The organism is Nonomuraea sp. NPDC050451 (assembly GCF_044458585.1).
The window spans coordinates 22,447-34,598 of record NZ_JBITHZ010000068.1; the positions used below are offsets into that span (position 1 = coordinate 22,447).

12 protein-coding genes and 3 pseudogenes are annotated in these 12,152 nt (G+C 67.5%); 3 read left to right on the forward strand and 12 right to left on the reverse strand.

The window, feature by feature from the left end; all coding sequences use genetic code 11:
- Positions 1-57: 57 nt before the first annotated feature.
- From ACIBI9_RS65535 to ACIBI9_RS65585, 11 genes and pseudogenes are all read right to left on the reverse strand, one after another.
- A pseudogene (locus ACIBI9_RS65535) lies at positions 58-216 on the reverse strand (tyrosine-type recombinase/integrase); the annotation flags it as partial.
- A gap of 182 nt (positions 217-398) precedes the next feature.
- Complete coding sequence (locus ACIBI9_RS65540; RefSeq protein ID WP_397238848.1) at positions 399-917, reverse strand: DinB family protein; 519 nt, start codon at positions 915-917, stop codon at positions 399-401.
- Positions 918-1,052: 135 nt separating this feature from the next.
- A complete protein-coding gene (locus tag ACIBI9_RS65545; RefSeq protein WP_397238850.1) occupies positions 1,053-1,265 on the reverse strand; it encodes a hypothetical protein in 213 nt (70 codons plus the stop codon).
- A 73-nt stretch (positions 1,266-1,338) separates the two neighbouring features.
- Positions 1,339-2,694: a hypothetical protein gene (locus tag ACIBI9_RS65550; RefSeq protein ID WP_397238852.1), complete on the reverse strand. Its 1,356-nt coding sequence runs from the start codon at positions 2,692-2,694 to the stop codon at positions 1,339-1,341.
- Between the two features lie 305 nt (positions 2,695-2,999).
- Positions 3,000-3,323, reverse strand: a complete 324-nt coding sequence (locus tag ACIBI9_RS65555) for a helix-turn-helix domain-containing protein (protein WP_397238854.1) — start codon at positions 3,321-3,323, stop codon at positions 3,000-3,002.
- Positions 3,320-4,510, reverse strand: coding sequence for a tyrosine-type recombinase/integrase (locus ACIBI9_RS65560; RefSeq protein ID WP_397238855.1), 1,191 nt, complete (start codon positions 4,508-4,510; stop codon positions 3,320-3,322). The genes ACIBI9_RS65555 and ACIBI9_RS65560 overlap by 4 nt, the downstream gene beginning before the upstream one ends.
- A 98-nt stretch (positions 4,511-4,608) precedes the next feature.
- A pseudogene (locus ACIBI9_RS65565) lies at positions 4,609-5,093 on the reverse strand (ATP-binding protein).
- Between the two features lie 176 nt (positions 5,094-5,269).
- Positions 5,270-5,500, reverse strand: coding sequence for a hypothetical protein (locus tag ACIBI9_RS65570; protein WP_397238856.1), 231 nt, complete (start codon positions 5,498-5,500; stop codon positions 5,270-5,272).
- On the reverse strand, positions 5,436-6,632 hold the full coding sequence (gene istA, locus ACIBI9_RS65575; protein WP_397238857.1) for an IS21 family transposase: 1,197 nt from the start codon (positions 6,630-6,632) through the stop codon (positions 5,436-5,438). Before istA ends, ACIBI9_RS65570 begins: the two co-directional genes overlap by 65 nt.
- Before the next feature lie 294 nt (positions 6,633-6,926).
- Entirely contained in the window at positions 6,927-7,178 is a 252-nt protein-coding gene (locus ACIBI9_RS65580) for a hypothetical protein (RefSeq protein ID WP_397238858.1), read from the reverse strand.
- Entirely contained in the window at positions 7,147-7,668 is a 522-nt protein-coding gene (locus ACIBI9_RS65585) for a hypothetical protein (RefSeq protein WP_397238859.1), read from the reverse strand. The genes ACIBI9_RS65580 and ACIBI9_RS65585 overlap by 32 nt, the downstream gene beginning before the upstream one ends.
- Positions 7,669-7,758: 90 nt before the next feature.
- On the opposite strand from ACIBI9_RS65585, the pseudogene ACIBI9_RS65590 reads away from it, so the two are divergent.
- Positions 7,759-7,812 (forward strand): annotated as a pseudogene (locus ACIBI9_RS65590) (WD40 repeat domain-containing protein); the annotation flags it as partial.
- Positions 7,813-7,815: 3 nt separating this feature from the next.
- Positions 7,816-8,076 (forward strand): WD40 repeat domain-containing protein, encoded by a 261-nt coding sequence (locus ACIBI9_RS65595; RefSeq protein WP_397238863.1) that lies wholly within the window; start codon positions 7,816-7,818, stop codon positions 8,074-8,076.
- Positions 8,077-8,157: 81 nt separating this feature from the next.
- Here the strand turns inward: ACIBI9_RS65595 and ACIBI9_RS65600 are convergent, their stop codons facing one another.
- The gene (locus tag ACIBI9_RS65600; protein WP_397238860.1) at positions 8,158-11,061 is read right to left on the reverse strand and encodes an AfsR/SARP family transcriptional regulator; all 2,904 of its coding nucleotides are present in this window, start codon (positions 11,059-11,061) and stop codon (positions 8,158-8,160) included.
- Positions 11,062-11,611: 550 nt separating this feature from the next.
- On the opposite strand from ACIBI9_RS65600, the gene ACIBI9_RS65605 reads away from it, so the two are divergent.
- The gene (locus ACIBI9_RS65605; protein ID WP_397238861.1) at positions 11,612-12,043 is read left to right on the forward strand and encodes a hypothetical protein; all 432 of its coding nucleotides are present in this window, start codon (positions 11,612-11,614) and stop codon (positions 12,041-12,043) included.
- Positions 12,044-12,152 lie beyond the last annotated feature (109 nt).

Consider the following 12,152-nt stretch of genomic DNA (forward strand, 5'->3'; position numbering starts at 1 on the left):
CAGGACGGACTTGTAGTCACACAGGACCTCTCGATCGCTGATCAGGGCCATGGAAACCGAGGAGTGACCCAGGGCTTTCATGACGGTGTGCAGCTTGGCGCCGCGTTCGGCGAGCTGGGTCCCGACCGTGCGCCGGAAGCGATGGGCGGAGATGTGCCCCTGACGCCGGGGCCGTTCTTCTTGCCGCCCGGGACGACCAGGCCAACCTCCATACAGGCCTGCTGGATGGGGGTGTTACGACAGCAGCTTGCCGTGGTCCATGAACAGGTGTCGGCGTACTCCTTGATGTGCAGAGGTGAGTACGGGTAAACGCGCAGAGCTGGGGTGTCACGAGAGGGTCTGGCCTGCGAGGTAAAGGTGGCCATTGATCGTTTCCGGGACTGGGCACTGGTTCTCGTCTATGTGCCGACGGTGCCGTCGATTCGTTCGCGCACGATGTCGGCGTGGCCGTTGTGACGAGCGTATTCACCGTGCATGTGGATGAAGGCCCATCGCAGACACATCGGACCCCAGCGCGGGCTGACGAAGATCGCGTCGAGTGGCATGTCCGCCGTGGCCTGCCGGGCGGCATTCTGCTCGGCGGTCAGGGCGGCCAGGTCTTCAGCCGCTCGCGAGGGATCGACGTCGTCGAAGGCGGCATCCGGCTTGTCGGGCCGGCTATAGAGGCTTGGTAGAGGCTGGGCGGCGAAACGGCGGCGGAACCAGGTGCGTTCGACATCGGTGAGATGGCGAACCAGGCCGAGCAGGGAGAGCTTGGAGGGCGCCAGCGGCCGTTCGGTCAGTTGCGCTGCGGTGAGTCCTGCGCATTTGTGGAGCAGGGTGCTGCGATGCCAGTCCAGGAAACCCTCTAACGTGGCGCGTTCGTCGGCGACGAAGGGCTCGTCGATGCGGGTGGCAGGAGGAGCGATCCAGATCATCGGACCAGGATGCCGCCGCTGCTTCAATGGATCACCTGATTTTGCGGCTCACCGCAGGACCAGCAAGGCGTTGGGCGTCGGCGGTGGCATCGAGCATTCCTTCCTTCGGCTGGCGGCGTCGCGGGTGCGGGGTTGTCAGCCAGTGGCGGCGATTTCGGCTTCGACGGCGGCCAGCCGGTTCTTGAGCCGGTAGCTGGGGCCGTTGATCGCGATGACTTCGCAGTGGTGCAGGAGACGAAAGCGCGCGGGTTCGTCGAATCCCGGACGGGGTGAGCGGGGAACCCGCGTCAGGGTGGGGTGTTGGTGACCCGAGGTGGGGCGGGTTCGCGGGAACCGGCTGCTGGTCATGTGCCGATCCCTAAGGTGCTCGAGTGGTGTGCGGGGTGAGCACGCTGATCTTTCCGGAATCGTCGCGGTGGGCCTATCGGGGCCCTGTCGTGCGGCGTTCGGGGTGGGCGGCTTGGACGTATTTCATGGCGACCTTGCCGCTGATGCCGAACACTCGCATGAGGTGGATGGGGTCGGCGGTGTAGGCGGCTTCGTCGAGGATCCGGTCGCGGCGGAGTCTGCCGGGGCTGATGTCGGCGCGTCGGAAGACGGCGTCGGTGAGGGTGTGGGCGATGGGTGGATGGGTGGGGTCAGCTGCGGTGATCCGGCTGACCAGCAGGTAGGGGTTAGTGGTGCGGGGCCAGAGGCGGCGTCGTTCACGCACCCACTGGATGGCCAGGGCGTGGGTGAGTTCGTCGAGGTAGACGGTGTGGCGGGAGCCGTTGCGCGTGACATGCAACCGGCCAGTGAGCAGGTCGAGGTCGGCGAGGAGAAGATGGTCGGTCTCCTTCTTGCCGAGAGCGTGGATGGCGACCAGCGCGACGACGAGCTTGGCCAGCGGCCCGTCGGCTCGGTCGATGAGGCCGCGGAGTTGGTCGGTGGGGATCGGGGCGGGTAGGCGCCGTTGTGCTGCCATGGTGATCCCGCGGGTGGGATCTCGGAAGATGAGCTTCTCCTGTTTGAGGGCTCGGAACAGGCTGCGCAGGGCGGGGAGGAGGTTGCGGGCGGTGGCGGGTGTTTGATCGTCGATGGCTGCCTGGATGTCGGAGGTGGTGATCTCGCGGAGGCTGGTGACGCGGTCTGTCCAGGCGTTCAGAACCGGGGCCAGGGCGTTGAAGTAGGTGCGGATGGTGGTGAAGGGGAACGCTGGATGAGGCCGGCGGCCTTGGCCTCGCAGGACCAGCATCCAGCGGTGCAGTTCCTCGGCGATGCGACCGGGAAGTGCGCTGATGCGTCGGTGGAGTGCCCGTTCGATCGGGTCGCCTTGGCGGGTGGGGCCGGGGACGACCATGCCCTTGGCGTCCAGGAACTGCAACACGCGGCGGATGGTGGTGCTGCGCCGGTCGGTGAGGGCACGGATGTCGGCCTCGTGGATCGGGGCCTCGGCGCCGATCCAGGCGAGCAGGAGACGAAGGGTCTTGCGGCCCGTGACTCGCGGCATGGTGTTCCAGCCGTGCCGGAGCGCGTGTTGGTCGAACTCCTCGACCAAGGCCTGGGCTGCGGGGGTGAGGGCGGGCAGTTCGTCCAAGGCCCCGACGGGCAGGCAGCTCCAGTTTCGGCGCGCGTCGAACAACGTGATCTGTGCCGGGTCGACCAGGTGCGGCGAGATCTGCTGAACGACGGGTGGGCGGGAGAGCCACCAGGACCAACGGTCGCGGAACACCTCGGCATCGGCCAGGGACGTCTCCGGTGTCGAGCTCGGGTCCGCCCGCTGGGCGGGCAGGAGCAACGGAGCCGCTTTCCCTGTCCGAACCCCGCGGAGGATGAGGGAGAGCTGAACCGGGTGACCCGGTGTCCGACGGAAGATCCAGTCCGGGTCGTCGCGGCGCAGGAGCCGCGAACAGGCCCGGCAGAGCCCGTCGCCGTTGACGTGGTGGAGATGCCCGCAGCGCAGGCAGTGGTCTGGGTTCGGGAAGGCCCGCCGCCATTTGGCGCACCCGGTGCAGGCGGTGCTCTGGCGCTTCTCGCCCCAGCCCAGGCAAACCGGGCACTGCCCGATGGGCCACCTTCTTTCGCTCTCCTTGACCGCCATGATCAGTTCGGCGGCAAGGAGCGGCGGCCGCCACCTCGCCGCGGCGTAGGCCGTGCCGATCCGTCTCCGTCTCCGACGGCTCTGCGATCTTGAGCACCTTCAGCGGCGGGGAGCGGTTCGGCCACCAGCAGGTCAGCGACGGTGCAGTCGAGGGCGGCGCAGATCTTGTCGAGGTCGTCGAGGCGGAGCGAGATCGGTTTGCCGCTCCAGAGCGCGGCGACCTTGCTCAGGGAGGGGGCGAACCCGACCTCCTCGAAGGCTTTGAGCAGGTCGCTGGGCCGCCAGATGTCGCGCTTGGCAGCGGCCCAGCGCAGGTTCCACTTCACCGCAGGTTCCCCTTGTCCATAGTCAGGCGGTGCACCGCCCGGCCGGAGGCGGCGAGGCTGGCCTGCTCCGGGTCGGCGTGAGCGGTGGCGAGGTAGGTGACGGTCGTGGTTGGGCGATCATGACCGAGGAGTTTCTGTACTTCCCAGGGCGTCATTCCGCGTTCGTAGTTGTGCGTGGCGCTGGCGTGCCGCAGCAGGTGCGGATGAAGTTCCTGAACCGGGCCGGTCAGGAACTGGTGCCCGGCGGTCTTCAACGCGCGCCGGAACGTCGACGGCGTCACCGCGATGCCGGGCAGCGGGAGGTTCAGCGTCGAGACTGCGGTGGGGATCCGCTCGGAGGGGAACAGCGGCGCGTTCGGGTCGTCAGGGTCGTCGCAGAAGCCGCCCCGGCATTCCTCCATCCACCACCACAGCAGGTCACGGCCCTCTTGGAACATGTAGGCCTCGCGCTGGCGAGGGCCTGAGCCGCGGGCGCCCTTGCCGTTGACCAGAAACCGGCCCCACTGGCCCGACTCCCAGTGCAGATCCCCGATCGTCCCGCCGCACAGTTCGGCGGCGCGAACGGCGGACAGGTAGGTGAGCTTGCCCATCGCATAGTCCCGGCGGGCGATCAGCGGCTTGCGTGCCTGGTCGAGGGAGTCGCGCCAGCGGGCGAAGAACTCTCGCATAGCCCGCTGGGACGGAGGGATCCGCAGCCCGAAGTCGCCGCGGTGCCGTGGCCGGTTGAACGGGTCGATCGGCGACTCGACCGCCAGCGCGAACCGGGTGGCGACCTCACCGGCGTACCGCTGTTCGAGGAAGGCGAAGTAGTGGTCAATCAGCGTCATCTTGTGGCGGACTGTGGCCTGGGCGCGCTTGCCGACTCCGGCGAAGTACTTGTCCAGGTGGCGCGGGGTCAGCCGCCACGGCGTCAGACCGTAGTACTGGCAGATCTCGATGATCGGCTTGGTCAGTCCGTCCAGCGTGGTCGGCGCCAAGCCCGCAGCGTCCCGGGCCCACTGATACTCGGCGAGGGTGTCCAGGAAGAAGCTCTCCTCGTCGCCCTCGCTGAGACTGGCGTCCTTGCGGCGCTGCAACGTGACGACATCGGCTAGGTCCGGCTCCAGGGCGAGCTCCTGGCCGGGGTTCTCGTCATCAGGAGCGGGAGGATGGACAAGGGACAGCAGACGACTCCGCGAATCGACCACGGAACGGGAGATTACGCCAGTTGCTCCAGGAATTCAGGAGATTCTGGCGAATTCCTATGAGTATCCGATCCGCCTTCCGACTCGCCACTGAGCTGCTGTCATGCAGCAAGACCCCGGCCAGCACAGCTCAGGAACCCGCGCGTACTCCTGTTGTCGAGGATGGCGGTGGCTAGGACCTCGTCGCCGAAGACCTGGCCCCATTCGCTGAAGGCCTTGTTGCTCGTCAGCAAGATCGAGCCCCTTTCATACCTCTTTGAGATCATCTGGAAGACCAGGTTGGCCTCGTCGCGGGCTAGCGGGAGGTAAGTGCGCAGCTTGGAGCCGAGACGGCCGATGGCATCGGCGGCTTTGAGCTGGCGGACCATGTCGTCCAGCGTGGTGAAGTAGACGCTGAAGCCGGCCCGGCAGGCCGCGACCGCGAGTGCGACGGCGATGTGGGTCTTGCCAACGCCGGCGGACCGAGCAGGGCGGTGTTGGCCCTGGCCTCGACGAAGGCGAGAGTGGCCAGGTCGCGGACCTTGCGGGCGTCCAGCTCGGGCTGAAACGAGAAGTCGTAGTCGTCGAGGGTCTTGTGGTGGGGCATCTTCGGCCCGGGCGACGGCTGCTCGGCCAGGTGCGGCAACCCCAGCTTGGCGGCGATGGTGCGGATCCGGGCGGTGACCAGCTCACTCAACTCAAGGTGTCCTTAACTCGCGCGAAGAGGGGGAGGGTGTCTGATCGGGGGACAGAAGGGTGCAGTGGCTTGTGGAATGGCCCGGGTCAGTGGAAGGGTCTGGTGCCGGTGATCTGGTCATAGATCGACAGCGGCCGCCGTCCGACCTTCACCTCGGCGGCATCGGAGCGGGCCAGCAGGAAGCGCAGCGCGCCCGCCTGCTCGTGCTGGCGTCGTCGGACAGCCAGTTCGTCGGCCGGATCGCCGTGGGAGCTAGTGGTGGCGCGGGTGTGTCCGTCGGGCAGTCCCTTCCAGTGCTCGGGGTCGACGATGCGCACGCCGCGCCCGGTGGCCCGTGGATGCACGGCCAGCAGCGTGATGCCGTGCTCGTCCGGGACGGTGGCGTGCAGGCTGACCGTCGCTGAGGACGCGCACCTCCACCAACTGCCGGGGGAAGACCCGGGCTGCGGGCACCGAGTAGAGGTTGGCCTCGAAGGCGACCAGGCAGTCCTTGCCGACGTGGCGTAGGTGCCGGTCGGTCACCAGATAAGGCCGGGCCGGCACCGGCCGCAGCGCGGCGTGGTCGCGGCGAGCTCGGATCCCGATCACCTCTCCATGGGGGCGATGGACCGTGCGGCGGCCCATCGGCACCCACGACAAGAACGCGTTGTCCAGCTCGTCCAGCGAGGCGAACGACCGGCCTGCCAGGACGTGATCACGGACGATGAGCACCTGACGCTCGACGCGCCTCTTGCCGGTGGGGCGGTCGGCAGCCAGCACGTCGATGTCGAAGTCATAGTGACCGGCGAATGCCACCGCCTCCGGATGCAGTGGCACCGCCTTGCCCGGCGCGACATGCCGGCGCACCACCGTCTTGGTCCGGTCGTAGACGATCGAGCCCGGCACGCCGCCGAAATGCTCGAACGCCCGCCGGTGGCAGGCCCAGAAGGTGGCCAGGTCCTGGCTGGTGGTGAAGCAGCAAAACGGATCGCGCGAGTACGACAGCGTCATGTGGAAGGAGTAGACCTTCACGATGCCCACGTGCGCGAGGACGCCGCCCTCATCGCCCCAGTCCACCTGCGCCTGCGCGCCGGGCACCACCTCGAACCGGCGATGCAGCCGGGCCAGCTCGTTGGGGGTATATCCGAGTTCCTCCGCGATCCGCGACCGGGCCTGCTGCAGGTAGAGCTTGACCGGCTGGCAATTGCCGGTGAACCCGTACTCCTCCACCAGTCGCTCGTGAATGACGGTGGCCTTCAGCAGCAGCTCCGCCCGCAGCCGTGCGTCGATCATCGGCGCGTACTGAGTGATCGCCTGCTGGCGTCGGCTCGGCCGCGCGGCCGACGCTGGAGAGGCCACCGGGCCGTCGGCCTCCAGGTACTTCTTCACCGTGCGCCAGTTCAGCCCGGTCTCCCGGGCGATCTCCGAGATTGACGCCCCCGACTCCCGCAAGGCCCGGAACCGACGCAAATCAAGCCACCGCTCAGCCTCCAGCACCACCGTGACCCGCCCCCACCGAGATGACCAGCAACCACCTCGCCAGGCTTCACGATCACGAACTCGACACCACGACCGACGCGGTGATCATCCCTGCACGTTTACTTGTACGTGGCTCTGCACTTGAACCCGTACGCCGACAACAGGTAGCGGATCTGCTCGCCGGTGCGGGGATCGGTGAAAGGCGGCTCGTGCCCGTTCTTGCGCATGTCGACGACCTTCTGCAGGGCGTCGGCGGCGTCCTGGTGAAGAGGGACGACGCGTTCTTTATAGGTCTTGCGGCCGGGTAAACCGCAGGCGCGGTGTTCCGTCGGGGTAATGGTCGAGGCAGTCGATGGGCAGGTGTCGGATCTCGTCGCGGCGGGCCCCGGACCAGCGGGCGACCAGCAGAGCTGCCCGCTGGAACGGGCAGGTGATCTCGTTGATGACGGGCATGACCAGGTCGAGTTCGTGGTCGGGGATGAAGCGCGGGATGTACTGCGGCAGCTTAGGCGCATTCCGGGAGGTCTTCGCCCCCACATGTCGCGGCGTCACGGAACAGCTGGGACAGGCCCGAAATGCGCTGGATCCGACTGACCGCGCCCAGCGGCCTGCCGGTCTTCTCCGTCGGGGTTTCGGCCAGAGATTCGGCCCAGGCCAGACAGTGGTCACGGGTCACGTCAGCGTAGGAGACGATCTCGGGGTGGTGTTCGGCGAGCCACTTGTCCGCCACCGCCTGCATTCGTGGCGGGAGCACCGACGGAGGTTTCCAGGACGGCATGAGCTTGCGCGGCTGGGTGCCGACCTGGCCGCGGTGGAACAGCACGACCTGCAGCTGGTGCAGGTGTGTGATCCACTGATTGGCAGCGTGATCGAGGAAATTCTTCGTCGGCGGGTAGAAGTGGTGGAGGTCAGCACGTTCGCTGAAGAGCCGGACGGCCTGGAGCGCTTCGGTGATGTGGTCGTCGGTGATCTGGCTGGCGTGCTGGATGCCGGTGTGCAACGCGATCCTGCCGACCGTCCATCTCATCGCCTGCCGTGCCGACGCTCAGATGGTGGGACGTGAGCGCCCGCAAGCAGGACGGTCCTTCGCTGACCGGCCACGCCGACGGCCGTCACGCGGGACGGCGCCCGGCTGGTCTCCGGCGGGGATGACGGGACGGTGCGCCTGTGGGACGTGGCCACCCACCGGCAGCTCGGCGCCCCGCTGACCGGCCACAACGGCCCGGTGCTCGACGCGGTCTTCTCCCCGGACGGCACGCGCCTGGTCATTGTCGGAAACGACAGGACGGTGCGCGTCAGGGACGTGACCTCGCCGCGCGATCTCCTCGGCGCGGTCTGCGACATCGCAGGCCGGGGATTCACGCCAGAGGAATGGCGGCAGCGCATCCCCGGCGTGGCGTACCGGCCGTGCTGCCCCGGCGATCAGCCTGGGTGACGGGTCCTGCCGCAGCTCACACGCCCTGCCGGCTGCATGACGCATACGTCGACGATCTCGGTCGACGTCGCCGCAGAGCTTCTACCGGTGGGGCCAATACAACCGTGCACCAGTGGGACCCCCGGCCGTGGTCGGGTGCAGCTCAGTGTCGGCGAGCTGGGCGCGGACATGTCTGGCGTCGGGGTGAGCGAGCTCATCGAGAATGATGAGGGCTTGCCGCCAGGTGTCGCGGGCGGTGTCGTGATCGCCGCTGGTGTGGTGGGCGTTGCCGAGACGGATCAGCGCCTCGACTTCGCCGATGCGATCGCCCAGGTCCAGGTAAAGCTTGAGCGCCTGCTGGTGACAGCATTTGGCCAGGTCATACTGACAGAGGTGGTGGTGTGCGTAGCCGAGACCGTCGAGAGATGCGGCCTGGCCGTTGAGGTCGCCGAGTTCCTGGAACAGGGTGAGGGCTCGGCGGCAGTACACAAGCGCTCGGCTGTGGTATCCGAGTAGGGCGTGGCAGTTGCCGACCCCATTGAGCGCCTTGGCCTGTCCGGGACGGTGGCCGACAGCTCGGAACAGATCGAGGGCTTGCTCCGCGTGGTCGAGTGCCTCCCCGTAGCGGCCTTGTCGTGACAGGGCCCAGGTGAGCTCGTGATGTGCGTGCGCCTGGCCGGGCTGATCGGCGAGATCTACGGCTAGGCCGAGGGCCTGCGCGGCGTGGGAGTGGGCACGGTCAAAGCGGCCGAGCAGGGTGAAGGCGCGGCTGAGGTGGCGGTGGGCGTGGGCCTGTCCGCGAGGATCGGCCAGTCGGCGCGAAGCGTCCAGGGCGGCCTGCTCGACGGTGGCCCAGTCGAGAAGCAGGCCGCGCCATCGCAGGAAGGCGCTCAGCGTCCAGGCCAGGTGCCGCACATCTTCGTCGTGCTCCTTGGCGGCCGCCTCCTCCACGGTCGCGAGCAGCACGGGGTGTTCGACGGTGAACCAGGTCAGCGCTTGTTCGGACCCCTCGATCGCCTCGGCGCTCACCCCCGGCGCGGCGGGAGCGTGTGCGATCGGGCGTCGGCGTGGGGCCAGCAGCAGCGTCGCAGCGTGAGCGGTGTGCAGGTAGTGGTCGAGCAACCGGCGGAACGCTTCCTGCCGGTCGTGTTCGGTGTCGATGGCGTGGACGAGCTCAACCGTGTAGGCGCGCAGCAGGTCATGCAGGGTGTACCGGCCGGGCTTGTGTTCGACGACCAGGTGCGCGCCGGCCAGTTCGGCCAGCAGCGGCCGGACCTCGTGCACGGCCACGCCGGCCAGGCTGGCCGCGGCGGGCGGAGCGATGTCCGGGCCGGTGAGCACTCCCAGGAACCGGAACAACCGCGCGGCTGCGGGGCTCAGAGCATCGTAGGACCAGGAAAACACCGCCCGCGGATCGGTGGCCGGGTCTTGACCGGCCAGGGCATCGAGCCGATTGCGCGCATCGCGCAGTTCGCCGGCCAGCGCGGTGAGGGGGAACCCCGGGTGGGTGGCGGCTCGGGCGGCCACGATGACAAGGGCGAGAGGCAGCCCCGCACACCGGGCGATGATCTCGTCCACCACGTGGGGCTCGGCTGCCACCCGCGCCGGCCCGAGGCGGTGGACCAGCAACTCGCGTGCTTCGGCGGCGGACAGCGGATCCAGCCGCAGCGGGTGGGCGCCCTCCGCGGCGACCAGGCCGGTGAGCTGGCTGCGGCTGGTCACCACCACCAGGCAGCCTGGTGCGCCGGGCAGCAGCGGACGGACCTGCTCGGCGTCGCGGGCGTTGTCCAGCACCACCAGCATCCGCCGGTCCGCCAACAGGCTGCGGTACAGGCCGGCCTGCCCGTCCGGGTCGGGCGGGACACGGTCCGGCGGTACCCCCAGCGCATCCAGGAATCCGGTCAACGCCTCCGTCGCGTTCACGCAGGATCCGCTCGGGTCGAAGCCCCTCAAGTTCACGTATAACTGCCCGTCACCGAATCGGTGGCGCACCCGATGCGCCCAATGCATGGCCAGTGCGGTCTTGCCCACTCCGGCGATACCGGCGATCACCGAGACCTGGATCTGGACCTGATCGTCGGATCCCAGCGTGTCGTCCAGCCGCTTGAGGTATCCGGTGCGGCCGGCGAACGCCGGCACCTGCGCCGGGAGCTGCGCCGGCTGCGGACGCTCCGAGACATCAACATTCAGTGGCTGTTGTACGGGCCTGCGCACTGAGAGAACCGTCGGCGCCGGGTCCGGCGCGTCGGCTGCGAGAGTGACCGCTTCTCCGCGGAGGATGGCCGTGTGCAGTGAACGCAGCTCGGGACCGGGCTGGGCGCCGAGCTCGTCGTCGATTCGCCGGCACGCCCTTGCGTAGACCTCCAGAGCTTCGGCACCACGGCCGGCCAGGCTCAGAGCCTGGATCAACCGGGCCACCAAGGACTCCGCCAGCGGGTAGTGGACGATCAGCTCCTCGAGGCGCTCGATCACCAGCGAGTGCCGGCCCAGTTCCAGCTCGGCCTCGGCCCAGTCGGTCACCGCACCCAGCCGCTGTTGCCGGAGCCCCTCGCGGACCCGCGCCGCCCACTCCCCACCCATTCCGTCCAGTGGGGATGCCCGCCATAGTCCGACGGCCTCGCCAAGCAGGGCAGCGCGCTCCGGCTGGCGGCGGTGATGGGCGCGGGCCTGCTCGACCAGCCGGCGAAACCGGTGGAGGTCGATGCGATCGATGTCCATGATCAGCTGGTAGCCGTCCGCCCGGCGTTCCAGCGCGATCTGTCCATTATCGAGATGTCGTGCCTGCTCCAGCAGGCGGCGGGAGCGTGCGACATAGGTGTGCAGCACCTTGCGGGGTTCGCGCGGTGGGGCGTCGTCCCATACCCGATCGATGAGTGTCTCTGCGGCCACCGGGTGCCCGGCATCGACGGCCAAGGACGCGAACAGGATCCGTTGCTTGGCCGGCCCAAGATCGAGGCTGCGGCCCCCGGCCACCAACTCGAACGCGCCCAGCAGCCGAAACTCCACTGCGCATCCCCCCATCGGCGCGAAACCCGGCAAGTCCAGCGGCAAAAGCCATCGAACCACAATTATCGGTAGCCATTCAAGAAAGGCGAAAGATTTCTGAAGGCGATCCCATTTACCTTTGTCACGTCCGCGCTCATGATGGAACCGGCAAGGCGTGATGTGACGAAGAAATCACATAGCGTACATGGCCGGTGGTCGATCGTCTACACGGGAGGAGTGGGACGCGCGTCCGGGAGATGGTTCGTGTTCCAATTGGACCTGGAACACGGGCATAGAAATCCGGTCCGGCCAGATATGACTACGACCCCCATCAGGAGCTTCCTCCACACCAAACGTCATCTGGCACGTATCGGCAAGGTTCTGGCACCCACGGCCAAGAACACGCGACCACCCCTGCAAGCATGATGGCCCAGGGATCGATCAGTGTGGGCTTGCCACACGGGGAAAGAATCGCAGACGGGGATCCCAGGTTCGCGCGTCTCACGCAATCATCTTTCGTCGAATCCGCCTCGATGTCTCACGCACCAGGCCAAACGAAGGAGAAACTCCGATGAACCTCGGAGAAAAGCGTCCCATCTCGAACACCAGGAGAAAACTCCTGAGCGCGGGGGCCGCGGTGGGCATTGCCACCGCATTATTGGCCGCCGCTCCCACCTCCGCAGTGGCGGCCGGAGGCGGCTGTCTGAATTACGCACGCAGCGGCTGGAACATCGGCGTCTGCAGTTCGGACAACGGTGTTCGGGTATCAGGCGATGTGTACATCAACGCCCGCGGCTCACTGGGCAGCTCGTGCGTCCTTATCTTCGGTATCTTCAACATCACACGGGACAAGACAATGGTGTCCACGTCCGTGCCGTGCAGCCTGGGCAGGTCACCGGAGATCCACACGCCCAAGGAGGCCGGCCACCGTTACCAGAACACAGCGCTGATTGAGGTCAACGACAACTACGTGGTGGGCGGAGTAAGCAAGACCACCTTCTGAGCCGGCGCTGGCCCTTGTAGAACGACACTCCGTTTGAGCACGTAGATGACGTGCGGCGACATGGCCGTTGTCCATGATCTTGAGTGTGATTGAGTCAATCGTCGCTGTT